This is a genomic window from Synechococcus sp. JA-3-3Ab (assembly GCF_000013205.1).
Taxonomy (GTDB): domain Bacteria; phylum Cyanobacteriota; class Cyanobacteriia; order Thermostichales; family Thermostichaceae; genus Thermostichus.
In genome coordinates, this window is sequence record NC_007775.1 from 734,968 (window position 1) to 750,875 (window position 15,908).

13 protein-coding genes and 1 pseudogene are annotated in these 15,908 nt (G+C 55.5%); 5 read left to right on the forward strand and 9 right to left on the reverse strand.

Features of this window, described 5'->3' with window-relative positions; translation table 11 throughout:
* Positions 1–7: 7 nt before the first annotated feature.
* The 7 genes from cas6e to CYA_RS03455 form a co-directional block, all read right to left on the reverse strand.
* The gene (gene cas6e, locus CYA_RS13975) at positions 8–640 is read right to left on the reverse strand and encodes a type I-E CRISPR-associated protein Cas6/Cse3/CasE (protein ID WP_011429624.1); all 633 of its coding nucleotides are present in this window, start codon (positions 638–640) and stop codon (positions 8–10) included.
* The gene (gene cas5e / locus CYA_RS03430) at positions 622–1,245 is read right to left on the reverse strand and encodes a type I-E CRISPR-associated protein Cas5/CasD (protein ID WP_011429625.1); all 624 of its coding nucleotides are present in this window, start codon (positions 1,243–1,245) and stop codon (positions 622–624) included. The genes cas6e and cas5e overlap by 19 nt, the downstream gene beginning before the upstream one ends.
* Before the next feature lie 3 nt (positions 1,246–1,248).
* Entirely contained in the window at positions 1,249–2,391 is a 1,143-nt protein-coding gene (cas7e, locus tag CYA_RS03435; RefSeq protein ID WP_011429626.1) for a type I-E CRISPR-associated protein Cas7/Cse4/CasC, read from the reverse strand.
* Between the two features lie 66 nt (positions 2,392–2,457).
* Entirely contained in the window at positions 2,458–3,057 is a 600-nt protein-coding gene (gene casB / locus CYA_RS03440; protein ID WP_011429627.1) for a type I-E CRISPR-associated protein Cse2/CasB, read from the reverse strand.
* A gap of 11 nt (positions 3,058–3,068) precedes the next feature.
* Positions 3,069–4,643 (reverse strand): type I-E CRISPR-associated protein Cse1/CasA, encoded by a 1,575-nt coding sequence (gene casA / locus CYA_RS03445; RefSeq protein WP_011429628.1) that lies wholly within the window; start codon positions 4,641–4,643, stop codon positions 3,069–3,071.
* A 16-nt stretch (positions 4,644–4,659) separates the two neighbouring features.
* A complete protein-coding gene (locus CYA_RS03450; protein ID WP_011429629.1) occupies positions 4,660–7,341 on the reverse strand; it encodes a CRISPR-associated helicase/endonuclease Cas3 in 2,682 nt (893 codons plus the stop codon).
* Positions 7,342–7,343: 2 nt separating this feature from the next.
* On the reverse strand, positions 7,344–8,195 hold the full coding sequence (locus CYA_RS03455; RefSeq protein WP_228375428.1) for a helix-turn-helix transcriptional regulator: 852 nt from the start codon (positions 8,193–8,195) through the stop codon (positions 7,344–7,346).
* 177 nt (positions 8,196–8,372) lie between these two features.
* Here CYA_RS03455 and CYA_RS03460 point away from each other — a divergent pair, with 177 nt between their 5' ends.
* From CYA_RS03460 to CYA_RS03465, 3 genes and pseudogenes are all read left to right on the forward strand, one after another.
* Entirely contained in the window at positions 8,373–9,023 is a 651-nt protein-coding gene (locus tag CYA_RS03460) for a hypothetical protein (RefSeq protein WP_228375429.1), read from the forward strand.
* A 45-nt stretch (positions 9,024–9,068) separates the two neighbouring features.
* Positions 9,069–9,677, forward strand: coding sequence for an LAGLIDADG family homing endonuclease (locus CYA_RS13690; protein ID WP_049749716.1), 609 nt, complete (start codon positions 9,069–9,071; stop codon positions 9,675–9,677).
* Positions 9,678–9,680: 3 nt separating this feature from the next.
* Positions 9,681–10,136 (forward strand): annotated as a pseudogene (locus tag CYA_RS03465) (RNA-guided endonuclease TnpB family protein); the annotation flags it as partial.
* Here CYA_RS03465 and CYA_RS14990 read toward each other — a convergent pair.
* On the reverse strand, positions 10,081–10,254 hold the full coding sequence (locus tag CYA_RS14990; protein WP_011429633.1) for a hypothetical protein: 174 nt from the start codon (positions 10,252–10,254) through the stop codon (positions 10,081–10,083). The pseudogene CYA_RS03465 and the gene CYA_RS14990 overlap by 56 nt on opposite strands.
* A gap of 164 nt (positions 10,255–10,418) precedes the next feature.
* On the reverse strand, positions 10,419–11,372 hold the full coding sequence (locus CYA_RS03470) for an RluA family pseudouridine synthase (RefSeq protein ID WP_049749717.1): 954 nt from the start codon (positions 11,370–11,372) through the stop codon (positions 10,419–10,421).
* A 312-nt stretch (positions 11,373–11,684) separates the two neighbouring features.
* Between CYA_RS03470 and ppsA the strand changes: the two genes are divergently transcribed.
* Both ppsA and CYA_RS03480 read left to right on the forward strand, forming a co-directional pair.
* On the forward strand, positions 11,685–14,144 hold the full coding sequence (gene ppsA, locus CYA_RS03475) for a phosphoenolpyruvate synthase (protein ID WP_011429635.1): 2,460 nt from the start codon (positions 11,685–11,687) through the stop codon (positions 14,142–14,144).
* Between the two features lie 69 nt (positions 14,145–14,213).
* Positions 14,214–15,473: a dihydrolipoamide acetyltransferase family protein gene (locus CYA_RS03480; protein WP_011429636.1), complete on the forward strand. Its 1,260-nt coding sequence runs from the start codon at positions 14,214–14,216 to the stop codon at positions 15,471–15,473.
* Positions 15,474–15,908 lie beyond the last annotated feature (435 nt).

Genomic DNA, 15,908 nt, shown 5'->3' on the forward strand with positions numbered 1-15,908 from the left:
GGCAAAACTAGCGTGGAAAGTAACTGATCTTGCTGAGCGATAGAAGTCCACATCCGTAGGAGCGTCCTCGCCCAATTCCTTGTTGTACTGCTTTAACAAAAGCTTCAGAATCAGTTACCCGCAATATGCCCTGGAACAAAACGGTGTGGATACGAACTGGCCCGGAGAGCCCCTTTTTGATCCCAAATATTTGCGGCGATGGGATCCCTTCTGCAGCCAACACCTCAAACCCATGCTGAAAGCCCTGGCGGCGGAGCCATTCCAGTTGATCCTCAGAGCGAAAAAAGCCAACAATCTTGCGGGTCTTCTTATCTCGCTTGCTGGGATTTGCTCGGAGTCGGAACTGAAAGCATCTTCCCTTACTTAGAACTTCTGGCCTCAGGTCGAAGATTTTGACTTCTGGATCCCTTTGGACATAACCCTGTGGCAAGCGAGACCAATCCGGCTGAATGACCGATTGCACCAGGATGGTGCAGCCATCAGGTTCTTGACGGTAAAGAATATGCCAATCGGAGCGAGGGGTTTTGGTAGGTTGATCGGGAAAACCATGCATAATTCGCTGGTGCAAAGCGTGAGCATTACTGAGCTCTCGCTGCACCAGAAGCTGTCGCTCGTTTAGAATTAGCCGGGAAAGATACATATCGCCTCCGGGAGTTCATGGTATTCCGTCTCCACAGCCCGGCAACCGAAGCGCCGCGGCTGCCAGCTCAAAGGCACATCTTGGCGCACATCCAGACTCTCAGAGACCTCCAAAACAAAGCGGAGTTGGGAGGGACGCTTCCCGCGTCTAGAACACTCATAAGGGTGCTGACGCAAAGCTTCCAGCAAAGGCTGCTCCACAAGCCCCACTCGCAAAGGGCGGCTGGGAATAAAGCTTTTCCGTCCCAGAAACACTTGCCAGTAAGGTTTTTGCAGAGCTTGATCCAAAGTTCTCAGCAAATTAGGATCCCCTTCCAATCCCACCAGGTAATCCCCATCTGCTACGTAGTAGCGATTGCTGATCGTCTCTTTTATTTGTACTGTGTGGAAATCCTTACAAAGGATCCCTTCCTTGTTTACTCGCACCCCCATTTTCAGGGCAGCCAGATCATCAACAGGTTCCCAGCGAGGGCGACCCAGTGCCGCACAGAGGATCCCGATCACCGCCGACTTTGTAGGCTCACGACGGCTATCGCGATAATCAAACTGGCTGTGGTCGCCCCAGCTCATCATCGGAGCCCGCAATCGCATGAGAAGCGTAGTCATGATCTAAGCTCCTTGGCCGTTGCTGGCCACGCCAAAGGCTTTGAGAGCACTTTTTAAGAGCTCTTCTACAGAATCTTTCTTGCTAGACTTGAGTACATTGAGTCTCGCAGCCAGCCTATCAAGGACAACAACGCCTTTATACTGCACGTCAGCTTCTCCATACATCTTGACCAGTGATCCCCAATACTCATCTAAAGCTTTAACGGCATTTTCCAGTAGGCTAAATCCTCCACTGGGAGCAACCGGATTTTCAAAGGCATCCACTAAGGAAATAGGCTGCCCTTCCCGAACTACTGCCATCACCAATGCTGGCCGAGTGTGAGCGGCAAATCCGTTTTGATGTCCACTGGGCACAGCATGAATGAAAGCCGTAGCAAAAGCCTTGATGATGGATCCTAGATGTTCAGTTCCGCCTAGGTTTTCAACCAACTGTTTCTTGTCGAGAACAGCAAAGCGGTAGTATGTAGAGCTGTTGTACCCCGTCTCGCCCATGTGATCGGCTCCGGTGTCCTCACTACTGCCCAGGTCGTCTACGGCTGTAAAGAAGTCGAACTCTTGTTGTAGGGCATTGATACTAATTGCATGGGCTACCTGAACAGCAGCATCGACATTGACTGTGGGTAGCGAGGCCATCATCCGACCAAACAAAGCTACATCACCGGGTTTTCCTGTATCAACCAAAGCTTTTTCGATCGCCTTGGCTATTTTTTGGGGAAGTTTGGGCTTTTCCTCTCGCAATCCGGATTCAATGGCAGACCAGTTTTTGATTAAGATTTCGGCAATTGCATCAAGTTCCGTCTTCCCCAAAAATACAATGGTGGTGGCTTCATTTTTATCATTAAACTTGAGCTTAAGCCCTTGCTCTAAGGCAAGCCGAGCGGCCATTCCAGCTTGCTCATCAGGGATCCCTGCCTTCACAAGCTTAGATTTCAACTCAGGGAGCCAGTTGCGAGAGCGAGCGGCAAAGTGAGCCGGGTCTAGCTCAGCATATTGGTGATAGTATTTTCGCACTGCCCGCTTCTGGCACTGGCTAGAGATTCGCGCTCGTGGACGACCGCCGAATATCGTAGATTTAGGCATGCCATTTTCATCGCGGTTTAGGTTGGCAGGAGGGAAACTTTGAATCAAATGAATTTCCAGTCGCATGGCTGTTTCTCCTCTAAGGGTATAGTGTCGGAACAAGTTTGTTAGCTCAAACAGGGGTAAGTGCTCTCAGCCTACATCCTCTCTGAGATCATCGGAAACCTCAGAACTTACATCATCAGTTTCTTCTGCCTTTGCAGATCCAGAGGAAGATACCTGCCAAAAAGTTTTAGCCCATCTATCCTGGACAACTTGATCGGGATGGTTCCATAAGCAAAGGTCAGCAATCAACTGAGGGTAGTAAACAGAAATTTTTCTATCCTTCTTACTTTTCATTTGCTTTACCAAAGCTATGATTGGATATTCGGTGTAGTCAAGATCGGTCTCTAGAAGAGCTCTAAACCTTCGTTCTGGGCCTTTAGATTCGGTGCTGTCTTGCAATTCCCGACAGCTTTTCGCAAAGTTACTGACCTCTGGTTCCATATCTTGGTCATGGTAAACGGAGAGACACGCCACAAAGATCCAAATATCCTGTTCTTGTTCGGGGATCCCTTGTAAATAGGGCAGTACAAAGGGGTAAATTTTTCGTAAGTGGTGGTGCTCGCCGGAAAGTGCTCGCTTGAAGGCAGCTTTGGCGCCGGTGTCGTTTTTGAGGCGATCCTTGATTTCTTGTAAGAACTTTTTTGCCCGTTCCAGTCGATTATGGGAAGAGATTTGAGTTGTAGACATAACTTGGCCTCCTATTGGACAACAGCTTGCTCCTTCTTCTGCTTTTTCTTAGCTGCTTTTTGTTTTTGAGCTTTCTTTTCCCTTGGATCCGCACGAAGCTCTGCTAGTTTTCTCTCCAGCGTGCGCAAGGCAGCCGCTCTGGCCTGATAGTTGCGAATAGACTCAATGGACTCGGTGAAGGCTCGCCGAGCGGCATCTTGCACAGTCTTAGTCCAGGCAGGTAGAGTGGTAAGTCCATAGTAGATAATTCCATCAGCTCCAGGTTGGTTATCTTGGGGTAAATCATGAAGTAGCATTGAGAAAGCGTGGTCTAGAATTGCCCAGTAGCGAGACTCTCCGTCTAAAGCTTTGGATAGCTTCTCAGTCTCTCCGTTTTTAAGAACCTCTGCTAGAGAAAAGTAGGGGCTACCTTTAGAAGATCGAAAGATTTGTTGATGGTTCTCGGCAATTCCAATAGCGCTTTTTAAACTCTGCGCCAACTCCGAATCTGTAACAAACTGCATTGGAACTGAAAATCGAGCCGAGCTCCATCCTAAAGGTTTAGCCTGGTCGGCGCTCATACCCAACACTTCAAACACAACCAAATTATTGACCAATTCTTCTGACTTGAGCTCAGCTAGCCAGTCCACAATCCGAGGACGGGTTTGCTTGCTAGCCGTCAGGAGAAAGCTGTCCGCATCCCGCCACAACTGTCTGTGTAAAGATAGACGCACTGGTTTATCTTCTTTATAGGCAACGCTACATTCCCACTGCCGGGCCTCTACACCGTTGGGTAGGGAGTTGCCCATAGTAATAGCCAATTGCTGCACTCGCCCAGCTTCTGAAAACAGCCGCAGCCGCCGCCAGGGAAAGGTTAAATAGTGGATGTATCCCGCAGGGATCTCTTTTTTCGGTTGGCCAGTGTAGCCAACTTTGGTTTCCCAGGTGGGTACATCTTCTCCAGCTACTACACTGGGCATCTCATCCTCTGGGCTATACCGCATCAAGTTCAGCATCAGCGTCTCTTTTAAGGTTCTCCCTTTCAAAAGGACATTGGCAACATTCATAGTCGGAGTGTTTACAGCAGAGTGATTGCCGCTGTCTTGCCCAACATAAAATGCCCTTAGGCTAGTGATGTCAACTCCCTGTAGACGCACCAATAGTCGAGCAGCTTCCGGTAAGGAGATGCTGTAGCCGCTCCATTCGTGTTCATGAAAGAATACTTCAGAGGTGCTCATGGTATGGATGGAGTGGACAGGCACAGCTTTTTCTATAGGTAGAGCTGGATCCTGCATGAAGGGGTGAGTGGGATGGAATAGGTCAAAACAATCTTGCCTATCCTGCAAGTACTTAATAACTCGCTTTCCATTGTCTTGAAAGATTTCCTTCCAGTGATCCGTATCTTTTGGTCCAAGATAGGCTCGGTGCATTATTGCCAGTAGAAAACGGTAGAGAGCTAAAGTAGTAGGCGGATTATCTCCTCGCATCTCTTTCAGGCTTTCCCACTCTCTAAATAACTCAACTAAAGACAACTCTTGGATTCGAAAATCGGGATCGAGTACAGGGATCCACTTTTCTTTGGTGAGATTAAAGGACTGAGTTTCCATGAGCTCCTCCCTAACGTTAGCTGTTCATCTTCTCGATGGTGATCCCTAGGTTAGGATCCAACCGCAGTCGCCATTTGCCAACTTGAGCCCAGCCTTCGGCGTTCAAGACAACGTAGCGACAGTTACGCAGCAAAGCAGATGTCCAAGTTTTGGGGTTTTCCCGCCTCAGCAGCTCCTTTACAAGCTCCTGGCGGGAAGCAATGCGAACACTGTGGGCCAGTAGCCTACGAATCATCGGCAGGCTGGGCTCAGTTTCTAGATCCACTGGATCGTGAGAGCCGGGAAAGACTAAACCGGTCTTCCCTTGTTGCAAGAAAATTGTCGCCACCGAAGGCTGCCCAAGTCTGGTAACGGCAGCGATAGTGCTTTCGTCATCCTCTTTTTTTAGGTAGGTAAACTGTTCGGGCCTCACATCAGCATTTGGCGGTGGGATCTTTACTTCATTAGCTCGAGATCTTTTAGCATCCTCTTCTTCAACTTTGTACTTTTCCAAAGACTCTCGCCAATCTTGAGCATGAACGGTTTCCAATGCTTCGGGGATAGGCATCTCCAAGTCATATACCGATTCGATTAGGTCGTCGATTTCTTCAGGCAGTTGCACGTTGCAACGCTCTCTTAGAGCCAGCCAACTGCGTAGGAGAATGTGCCGATCGTAGATAGAGCTGCTCTCCCGAAAATTAGCCTTGCCCTCCTCGGCTAGCTCTGGTTCCACTATCCACAAGTAGGGAGCAGATAGCTCAGGTGGTCGCTTGTCCCGCGGATGGCGGTGGAGCCGCCCAGAGCGCTGTAGGAGAAGATCAATGGGAGCGGGATCGCTGATCATTAAGTCAAAATCCACATCCAAGCTTTGCTCAATGACCTGGGTTGCCACCAAAACAAAACGAGAGGGACGGAGATGTCCATTTTTGCCGAATCTCTCCAGGCATTGCTTCTCAATCTGCTCTCGATCTTTGAATAAAAAGCGCCCGTGAAACAGGCCCAATTCTTCCGGCGGAAAATACTTCTGGAGATGCTGAAACACCCACTGGGCGCGATCTACCGTTGAGCAGATAACAGCAACGCACCCGCCCCCTTTGGAAAGCACTTGCGAGAGTTCTGCGGGCCACTGGTCATCCCTGACCCAGCGGATCCCCAATTGACGGCGCACATGCTCGGAAGGAGCAAAAGACTGAGCTAGGGCCGCTCCAGAAGCTAGGGCTGTGATGCGAGGGTAAGGGGCATTAGGTGAGTCGGGCGGGGGCTGTCCACAGCCTCTGGCATAGGCAGCCAGCAATCGTTGGCGGGTACCGGCGGGCAAGGTGGCCGAGAGGGCGATCACGGGGGATCCCAAAACGGCTGCCCACTCCAAAAATCGCTCCAGGAGAGTGCTGGTGTAGAGGTCGTAGGCGTGGATCTCGTCCAGGATGATGATGCGGCCTGCCAGACCAAACAGGCGGACAAACTGGTGGCGGGCCCGTACTGCTCCCATCAGAGCCTGATCAGGGGTGCCCACCCCGTAAGGGCTGAGCAGCGTCCGCTTGCGGGCAGTGTGCCACTCGCTGGCAAAAACGCCTTTGCCCTCCTGGTCATAAACCTGATCCAGGCGACAGACGGTGTCCAGGTAATCTTCTTTGAGAGCTGCTGCCCCATGGCTGAGGGTTAGGTTTACGATGGCATCGGGATAGCGCTTTTGCAAAAATGACTTGACGCGCTCGAACATGGCGTTGCTGGTTGCCTGGGTAGGCAGGCCGATGTAAAAGCCACCGGCTCCGGCTTGATGCTGCAGGTGGTCGGCCAGGTAGAGCGCAGCTTCGGTTTTGCCCTCTCCCATGGCGGCCTCGACAATGACCAAGCAGGGTGGAGCCAGCCTGTCCTTCAGGTTAATGGCTGCCAATTGCAGCGGTCGCGGCTCGCTGATGAAGTCAAAGAGAGCCTGAAAAGTAAGAGGGCTGTCTGTGGGGGGCGCAATCCAACCCTGGGCTTTCAGGGCTTGTTGGGCCTTTTCGGCTATTCCTTGAGCGTAGGTCTCGAAGGGCTCGTCGTTGGCGTAGGGAAAACTCTCCGTATTCGAGGCAATCCAGTCGGCAACGGTTGCCAGGCCGGCCAAGATCATGGCGGCGGAATTGCTGCAGCGGCCAGGGATCCCCTCCCTCTTCAGCCCAACAAAATCTTGTAGTTGCTGGAAGATCTCTCGACGAAATGGGATCCACTCCCCTCGACCGACATCGTCGGGGGAGAGACTTTGAATATCCTGAAGTCCCGGGAAAAAGCCATGATGACCGCCGACAATAGCTGACAATTTTTGGGCCAGTTTCTTGGGCAGCCCCAGCTCTTCCAGAAAGCCGGGCAAGGTTGCGGCGGTAACCGTTCCATGAGGGGCTGCTTGGCCAGTGTTGGGATAGCTGCGCCACAGGCCGTAGAGACGGGATCCCACCAGCGCTTTTCCCACCTCGCTCACTTGAAATTGAAAGGCAGGACTGACTTTGCCTAGGTCGTGACACCCTGCCATGAACCCGCAAAAGCGAGCTAAGGGATCCCCTTCCAGCCCCAATCCTACTGAGAGCTGCTGACGAGCAAGGGGGCTAAGGTAGGTTTGCACGATCTCCATGGCCACAGCTGCCGTATCGGCTAGGTGGCAGAGGACGGGATGGTACAGAGGTCGGCCATCTTCTCGCAACTGTCCCTGTCCGGTCTTGGCCCAAAATCGGGACTTGCTCATCGCTAGGGCTCCTCGTCAACGTACTGCCGGCTCATCTCGCAGATCTCTTGCCGCATCATGTCCACCAAATCCGGAGGCTCCAGCACTCTGGCTCCTCTGCCGTAGCCCAGCACCCAGCGCTTTACATCATTCATCCCCCGCACGGTTATGCGCAGAATCAGGGATCCGTCTGGGTTTTCTTCAATGACCTGGGTCGGATGCCAGCGCCGCTCCCGAATGAAGGGTGCCGTTTGGGCGTCAAACCAAATTCTTACCTGGCGAGGGATCCCGCCCGCCTCATGCTGAAAAATCATCGCCAGATGGGCTTTGGGATCGAAAGTCGGGTCGATCTCAAAAGTTTCCGGCAGGGTTTTGAGAGCCAGGATCCGATCTACCCGGAACCAGCGCACTTCTTGTCTTTTGTGGCACCAGCCAATCACGTAGGGATTGGTGCCGCGGTAGATGTGCAAGAGATAGGGATCCAACTCCCGTTCCGACACTTGATCGCCTCGGCTGGCGGTGCGATAGCGCATCCACACTCGTCTTTTCTCCCGACAGGCATCCTCCAACCGCTGCCAAATCTCCCAATCCAGATGGGTTTCTGCCCCTGCCCGAAAGATGAGCCGCTCATCGGCTAGCTGCTGGAGATCCAGCCACTCCTGCTCTGGAAGCCGTTGCGCCAACCGCCCAATTGCCGAGCGCAACTGCGGGGCATAGGCCGATCCGGCGTAGGCTTCCAGCATTCTCGCTCCCAAAGTCAGGGCAAACAGCTCCCCCTTAGTGAGGGGTATCGTCGGCAAGCGCCATTCCCGATCAGTGTAGTGATACCCTTTTTCACGGCTGACTTTGATGGGGGCTTGAAAGCGATCCTTCAAGAAACTAATATCCGCTCGAACCGTTCGTTCACCTATTTTCGGGCTGGAGGCCCGCACCATAGCCGCAGGCTTGGTGCCGGGAGGAAAGCCCGCCTGCTAGTCAAAGCCTGGATGAGCTACAATAAGCCCATGAGCCAGATTATCTCTGTACGTTGCAAGCTGATAGTCCCACAAGAGTTGCGTCAAGAAATTGACCGCACTTTGCAGGGCTTTGCGAATGCTTGCAACCAGATTCTCGACACCGCCAAACAAAAGAACTGCTGGAACACCGCCAAGCTGCACCACTTGGTCTATCGGCCGGTAAGGGCAGCAACGGGGCTGAAAGCCAACCACGTCTGTCAGGCGCTCCGCCGTGTGATTAGCAACGCCAAGGCGGTGAAGCAAGTCCACAAGTTTCGCCCCACCAGTCTGACTTTGGACGCTCGTACTTTTAAGTACCGAGAGTCCAACCAAGCCGTGGGCGTGACCCTGATGAGCGGACGGGTTTGGCTCAAGCTCAAGATTGGCGGTTATCAAATCGCTTTGCTGCGGGGGCAAACACCCACCAGTGCTACTCTGTCCAAGACTAAGCAAGGGGAGTACTACATCAACATTGCGGTTGAGTTGGATACTCCCCCGACTGGCAAAACTCCAAAGGTAATCGGAGTTGACTTGGGCAGGCGGGATATCGCCACCGCTAGCAACGGACGCTCTTGGAGTGGAGAACACATCCAGGCCGTCCGTGACCGGTTCAGCCGTGTACGCGCCAAGGTTCAATCCAAACGCACTCGCAGCTCTAGGAGGCTGTTGAGAAGGCTCTCTGGGAGAGAACGGCGCTACGCCGCTTGATAATACAAATGGTAAAATTTTAATACCAACATTATTAAACCTGTAATGAGTAGTAAAAAGAGGTTTTCTCAGGAAGAAGACAACATTCTTAGGCAGAAATACGCATCGGCTACTAAAGCCGAGTTGATGTCTCTTCTCCCTGAAAGGAAGTCTTGGGAATCGATCCGAATGAGAGCTTTTAAGCTGGGACTCAAGAGAAGTAAAGAAGCTCGTTCCTATGAGATGGGTAAACCGTTGGAAGGTAACTTTACGGATCATCTTACCGAGGCTGAAAAAGGATATATCGCTGGTTTGATAGACGGTGAAGGTTCTATAACGCTTTCTCGAAGGGTTAGTGGTAGGGTTAATCCTGTGTATTCTATTCATATATCTATTTGCAATACAAGCCCCAAGCTTATTGAATGGCTGAACGGGAAGTTTCCGGGAAAAGCATACACTTATCCCCGCAACAAAAGCAGGCTGGGTAGCAAGCCGGTTTATGCTTGGGTCGTCGCAGGAAATAGACAGTGTATCCAGTTCCTCAAAGAAATAGTGAATTACCTTGTTATAAAACGCCCGCAAGCTGAACTCCTCATAGGAGGGTACGTGCATTTGGAACCAAAGGAAAGGGAAGAACTTTGGATGAAACTTAAACAACTCAAAAAAGAACTTTAACGGCTGAACCATAACATCAGCAAAACCTTGGTCAGGGATGCCCAGGCTATTGGTGCGGCACTGGCTTTTGAGGACTTGACAGACATCCGAGAGCGCTTGAATCAGAAACCTCGGAGTAAAGCTGAGCGCCGCAGAACCAATAACTGGGCGTTCTACCAACTCAGGATGTTTGTGACCTACAAGGCTGCCATTGCTGGAGTGCCTGTGGTGCTGGTGCCGCCTGCCTACACGTCGCAGACCTGCCACAAATGCCTGCACATCCACCCTGAGCAGGGTAAGTCCTACCGCAGCGGCAAGTTGTTCAAGTGTGGACACTGCGGGTGGGAAGGGGATGCTGACTATAACGCTGCTCAAGTAATCTCTCTCCTTGGGGCGACTGTAAACTCGCCTGAAATTCCGAAACTTAGCTGTCCTCTGGGTCAGCTAGGGATTGGGATAAAGCCCGCACCCTGCGCATAGCGCGGGTGTCGGGTAGTTTACTTACCTCCAAAGCCTCAGCCAGCGAAGCGGCTGTCTTTCGCTGTCCGGAGCGCAGCAGCATATCTAGCTTCAGGATCCGCTCTATCTGACGTAGCATTGCTTACCTTGGCCAGGATGAGCGCATTCTAAACAACTCACCTGGCAAAAATACTTCCGACTTCTCTAAAGATTTGCTGAAGGCTGAAACTTCTTGGGGACGGGGATCAGCATGAACCCCAATTGGACAGGCTAGACAGAGCGGAGAGCGACCTCTGAGGCTGCCTAGCCGGCCTGGCTGCGCAACTGCCGTAGCAGCCGCTCGAACTCTTCCGGCAGAGGGGCGGTAACCTGCAGCGGCTGGCCGGTGCGCGGGTGGACAAAGGAGAGCTTCCAGGCATGCAGAGCTTGGCCGCTGAGTTTGACGGGGCTGGTTTTGCTCTGGGTGTAGAGGGGATCCCCGACAATGGGCAGGCGCAGGTGGGCGGCGTGCACCCGAATTTGATGGGTGCGCCCGGTCTCCAGCTCAAACTGCATCAGGGTGTAGTTGCCCAGGCGCTCCAGCACCTGCCAGTGGGTTACCGCTGCTCGCCCTTGGCCGGGGGGCACAACCGCCATCTTCTGGCGATCCACCGGGTGGCGGCCAATGGGGGCAGAGATGGTACCTTGGCTTTGGGCTGGCCGGCCAAACACCACCCCTAGGTAGATGCGCCGAGCGGTCTTGGCTTGAATCTGAGCCTGCAGGTGCTGGTGGGCCTGATCGTGTTTGGCGATCACCAGGGCGCCGGTGGTGTCCTTGTCGAGGCGATGGACGATCCCCGGACGCTGCTCGCCGTTGATCCCAGAAAGGCGAGGACAGTGGGCCAGCAGCGCATGCACTAGGGTGCCGCTGGCATGTCCAGGAGCCGGGTGCACCACCAGGCCGCGCGGCTTGTTGATGACAAGCAGATCCTCATCTTCATAGAGGATATCTAAGGGGATCCGCTCCGGCTGCAAGGGGGTGGGGGTGGCCGGCGGGATCCGCACCTCGATTTGATCCCCGGCCTGCAGGGGGCGATCCTTATCCAGGCAGGGCTGGCCGTTCAGCCAAACTTGGCCCTGGCGGATAAGCTGCTGCAGGCGCGAGCGCGACAGCTCCGGCAGTTGTTCTGCCAACCCCCGATCCAGCCGCAAGCCCTGCTGTTTTTCCGTCACTGTCACCCGGCGAATTTCTGCCACTGGATCTCTGGGGTCTTCCATTTACCCTGTTTCCGCAAACTGCTGCTTTGAAAACATTGTGGCAGAGCGGTTACTTTTGCATTAGGTAAAAAAGGTCGAAGATTTGTGTCAGCTTTCTCAGCAGGATCTTGGCAGGATTGGCTCTGTGTCGTCTCCTTCTCAGGTTTCTCTAGGGGGCTGTGCCGGGATTTTAATCAGAGAAAAACCCTCAGTACAGTGGGAGTATAGCCTTTTAAAGCCGGTCCAGATTCTGGCTGGGGAAAGTTTCTTGCTACACGCAAGTGTTGCAACACTTATTACACAGTTGGTCCGCTGGGTACAAGGAGGCAAGGCATGTTGGATGGAGCAGCGCTGGGGTCCCAGCTTCAGCAACCCCCTCAACGCCAGCCTGGCTCAGAGCCGCCCTTGGTTTTGTCTCTCACAGAGGTGGGCCTGCGGGATATTGCTCAGGTAGGCGGGAAAAACGCCTCCTTGGGAGAAATGCTGCAGCAGTTAGCCCCCAAAGGGATCCGCGTGCCCCTGGGGTTTGCCACCACGGCCCATGCCTATCGCCAGTTCATCGCCGCTGCCGGCCTCGAGGAGAAGCTGCGGGAGATCTTCAAAGACCTCGATATCGAGGATGTGCGGAACCTGCGCGAGCGGGGCAAGGCCGCCCGCACCTTGATTTTGCAGACGCCTTTCCCCCCAGAGCTGGAGCAGGCCATTGCCAAGGCCTACCAGGAGCTGTGCGAGCGCTACGGCCCCGATACCGATGTGGCGGTGCGCTCCAGCGCCACCGCCGAAGACCTGCCGGATGCCAGCTTTGCCGGCCAGCAGGAGACCTACCTGAACGTGCGTGGAGTGCGGGCAGTGCTCAATGCCTGTCACCACTGTTTTGCCAGCTTGTTTACCGACCGGGCCATCTCCTACCGCCAGATCAAGGGCTTTGACCACTTTCAAGTGGCCCTTTCGGTGGGGGTGCAGAAGATGGTGCGCTCCGACCTGGCCTGCTCGGGGGTGATGTTCTCCATCGACCCAGAAACGGGCTTTAAAGACGCGGTGCTGATCACCGCCGCCTACGGGCTGGGGGAAAACGTGGTGCAAGGGATCGTCAACCCCGATGAGTACGTGGTCTTCAAACCCACCCTCCAGCAGGGGCGGCGGCCCATCCTCTCCCGCAAGCTGGGCAGCAAGGCCCTGAAGCTGGTCTACGACGAGGAGGGATCCCGTTTCACCAAAAACGTACCCGTCCCCGAAAGCCTGCGCCGGCAATATGCCCTCAAGGACGACGAGATCCTGGAGCTGGCTCGCTGGGCCTGCCTCATCGAAGAGCACTACTCGGCGCTGCGGGGCCGCTTCACCCCCATGGACATCGAGTGGGCCAAAGATGGGATCACGGGCGAGCTGTTCATCGTCCAGGCCCGCCCCGAGACGGTGCAGTCCCAAAAGGCGGCCAACCGCCTCAAGACCTATCGCTTGACGCAGCCGCAGGCGCGCCCAGAACCCCTGGTGCGGGGACGAGCAGTGGGGGAGGCCATTGGCCAGGGCACAGCTCGAGTCATTTTGGATGTGCGCCGCTCGGATCAGTTCCAAGCCGGCGAGGTGCTGGTGACGGAGAAAACAGATCCCGACTGGGAGCCAATCATGAAAAAGGCCAGCGCCATCGTCACCAACCAAGGGGGGCGCACCTGCCATGCGGCCATCATCGCCCGCGAGCTGGGGATCCCGGCCATTGTTGGCTGCGGCAACGCCACGCAGTTGCTCCGCTCCGGCGATCCTATCACCGTCTCCTGTGCCGAAGGGGAGGAAGGGCGCGTCTATCCTGGCTTGCTGTCCTATGAAGTTACAGAGATCCCCCTCGAGGAGCTGCCCCGCCCCCGCACCCAACTGATGATGAACGTGGGCAACCCGGAAAAAGCCTTTGGCCTCAGCGAGATCCCTTGCGATGGCGTGGGTCTGGCGCGGCTGGAGTTCATCATCGCCAACCACATCCAGGTGCACCCTCTAGCGTTGGTTCACTACGAGGAGGCGGTCAAGGAGGAGCCGCGCCTGGCAGAGCTCACCGCCCAGTATTCTGACAAGCCGGAGTACTTTGTGGACAAGCTGGCCCAGGGAGTGGCCACCATCGCCGCTGCCTTCTACCCCAAGCCGGTGATCGTGCGGCTATCGGACTTCAAGAGCAACGAATACGCCCACCTGCTGGGCGGATCCCGCTACGAGCCTCACGAGGAAAACCCCATGATTGGCTGGCGGGGGGCCTCCCGCTACACCGATCCCCGCTATCGCGACGGCTTTGCCCTCGAGTGCCGGGCCATGAAACGGGTGCGGGACGAGATGGGCCTGACCAACGTCATCTTGATGGTCCCCTTCTGCCGCACCCCCGAAGAAGGGCACAAGGTGCTGGAGGAGATGGCCCGCCACGGCCTGGTGCGAGGGGAAAACGGCCTGCAGGTGTACGTCATGTGCGAGCTGCCCAGCAACGTCATCCTGGCCGACGAGTTCTGCCAGATCTTCGACGGCTTTTCCATCGGCTCCAACGACCTCACCCAGCTCACCCTGGGGTTGGACCGCGACTCCGCCCTGGTGGCCCATCTTTTTGACGAGCGCCACGAGGCGGTCAAGCGGATGATCGCCCAGGTAATCCAGACCGTGAAAAGCCACGGGCGCAAGATTGGCATCTGTGGCCAGGCCCCCAGCGACTACCCCGACTTTGCCCGCTTCCTGGTGCAGCAGGGGATCGACTCCATCAGCCTCAACCCCGATTCCCTGCTGAAAACCCTGTTGGTGGTGGCCGAGGCAGAAGCTGGCCGATAGGCCCAGGGGGCGGCGCCGGGATCCCGTCTGCTGGGTTACAATCTTCTCTGCTGTGTTGCCATCCCCGCCATGATCCACGAACTCTCCATGCCGGCCCTCAGCTCCACCATGGAAACGGGCAAGATCGTCGCCTGGCTGAAAAACCCCGGCGACCGGGTGGAGAAAGGGGAAAACATCCTGGTGGTGGAGTCGGACAAGGCGGACATGGACGTGGAGTCCTTCCACAGCGGCATTCTGGCCAGCATCCTCATCCCAGCAGGGGAATCGGCGCCGGTGGGCGCCCCCATCGCCCTCATTGCCGAAACCGAAGCGGAGGTGGCCGAGGCCCAAGAGCGAGCCAAGGCCCTCTCTAAGGGTGCTCTACCGGCAACTGCACCTACTGCAGTCCCCACCCCCACAGTTCAACAGCCAACCCCTGTCCCTGCGGCGATCCCCACCCCCACCCTTCCAACTGGCTCCAACGGGGCCGGATCCCAGCGGATCCTGGCTTCCCCACGGGCGAAAAAATTGGCAGAAAGCCTGGGGATCGACCTGCGCACGGTGCGCGGCTCCGGCCCTGGTGGGCGCATCGTGGCCGAAGATGTGGAGCGGGCTGCAGCTCAGGCCGCCTCTACGCAAGCGGCAGCTCCCCCCCCTGTCTCTGCGGCTGCCCCGTTGGGAGAAGTGGTTCCCTTGAGCACGTTGCAGGCGGCGGTGGTGCGCAACATGAACGCCAGCTTGGGCGTGCCGGTGTTCCACGTCGGCTACACCATCACCACCGACAGCCTGGATCAGCTTTACCAACAGGTGAAGCCCAAAGGGGTAACCCTGACGGCCCTTTTGGTGAAAGCGGTGGCCCTGACCCTAGAAAAGCATCCCCTCCTCAACGCCAGCTACACGGAAAACGGGATCCACTACAAAGCCGAGATCAACATTGCCGTGGCGGTGGCCATGGAAGACGGCGGCCTGATCACCCCTGTGCTCAAGCAGGCCAACCGCGTTGACCTGTACGAACTCTCACGGCGTTGGAAGGAGCTGGTGGAGCGGGCGCGGCGCAAGCAACTGCAGCCGGAGGAGTACAACAGCGGCACCTTTACCCTCTCCAACCTGGGCATGTTTGGGGTGGATCGCTTCGACGCCATCCTGCCTCCCAACCAAGGAGCTATTTTGGCCGTCGGCGCTGCTCGCCCCACCGTGGTGGCCACACCAGAAAAAGCCATCGCCATCCGCTCCCAGATGCAGGTCAACCTCACCTGCGACCACCGCGTCATTTACGGCGCCCACGCTGCGGCCTTCTTGCAAGATCTGGCCCAGTTGTTAGAACAAAAGGTGGGATCCCTGACGCTGTAGAACTCAATAAGGGGCAGGCTGGGATCTACCTCAAGAGCCCAGGCGTGGATGCCGACGCTAATGTTGTGGGTGCAGAGGACGAGAGCTGAGCAATCTCGGTCAAGCTCCGCCAGAATCCGCTCGCGCTACTCTCGGTACTAAAGCCAAGGGCACTGAGGTTGGCTAGCTCTGGCTCTACCGGTTCTCGCACATCGATGAGTTGCAGCGGGGCAGCCCCAGGATCTCTTAAGCGGGCAGCCAGCTGTTGCGCGCGACCGGGCGAATGAAAGAGAACATGGCTGACCTGTAACTTATCTGGATCCGTTCCTAGGATATACCGGCTCAGCATCTGCTCTGGGCTGCTTGCAAGTGGTCGTGGTTGGCCGACAACGCTAGAACTTCAAATTTCCCTACTGATTGCAGACCCTCTGCCAAGATCCCCTTTAGGAGGCTCTG

What these genes read in the sequence shown, in the direction of transcription:
- cas6e (WP_011429624.1), bottom strand. Translation starts at nt 640, where the DNA reads ATGTATCTTTCCCGGCTAATTCTAAACGAGCGACAGCTTCTGGTGCAG.
- cas5e (WP_011429625.1), bottom strand. Translation starts at nt 1,245, where the DNA reads ATGACTACGCTTCTCATGCGATTGCGGGCTCCGATGATGAGCTGGGGC.
- cas7e (WP_011429626.1), bottom strand. Translation starts at nt 2,391, where the DNA reads ATGCGACTGGAAATTCATTTGATTCAAAGTTTCCCTCCTGCCAACCTA.
- casB (WP_011429627.1), bottom strand. Translation starts at nt 3,057, where the DNA reads ATGTCTACAACTCAAATCTCTTCCCATAATCGACTGGAACGGGCAAAA.
- casA (WP_011429628.1), bottom strand. Translation starts at nt 4,643, where the DNA reads ATGGAAACTCAGTCCTTTAATCTCACCAAAGAAAAGTGGATCCCTGTA.
- CYA_RS03450 (WP_011429629.1), bottom strand. Translation starts at nt 7,341, where the DNA reads ATGAGCAAGTCCCGATTTTGGGCCAAGACCGGACAGGGACAGTTGCGA.
- CYA_RS13690 (WP_049749716.1), top strand. Translation starts at nt 9,069, where the DNA reads ATGAGTAGTAAAAAGAGGTTTTCTCAGGAAGAAGACAACATTCTTAGG.
- CYA_RS14990 (WP_011429633.1), bottom strand. Translation starts at nt 10,254, where the DNA reads ATGCTACGTCAGATAGAGCGGATCCTGAAGCTAGATATGCTGCTGCGC.
- CYA_RS03470 (WP_049749717.1), bottom strand. Translation starts at nt 11,372, where the DNA reads ATGGAAGACCCCAGAGATCCAGTGGCAGAAATTCGCCGGGTGACAGTG.
- ppsA (WP_011429635.1), top strand. Translation starts at nt 11,685, where the DNA reads ATGTTGGATGGAGCAGCGCTGGGGTCCCAGCTTCAGCAACCCCCTCAA.
- CYA_RS03480 (WP_011429636.1), top strand. Translation starts at nt 14,214, where the DNA reads ATGATCCACGAACTCTCCATGCCGGCCCTCAGCTCCACCATGGAAACG.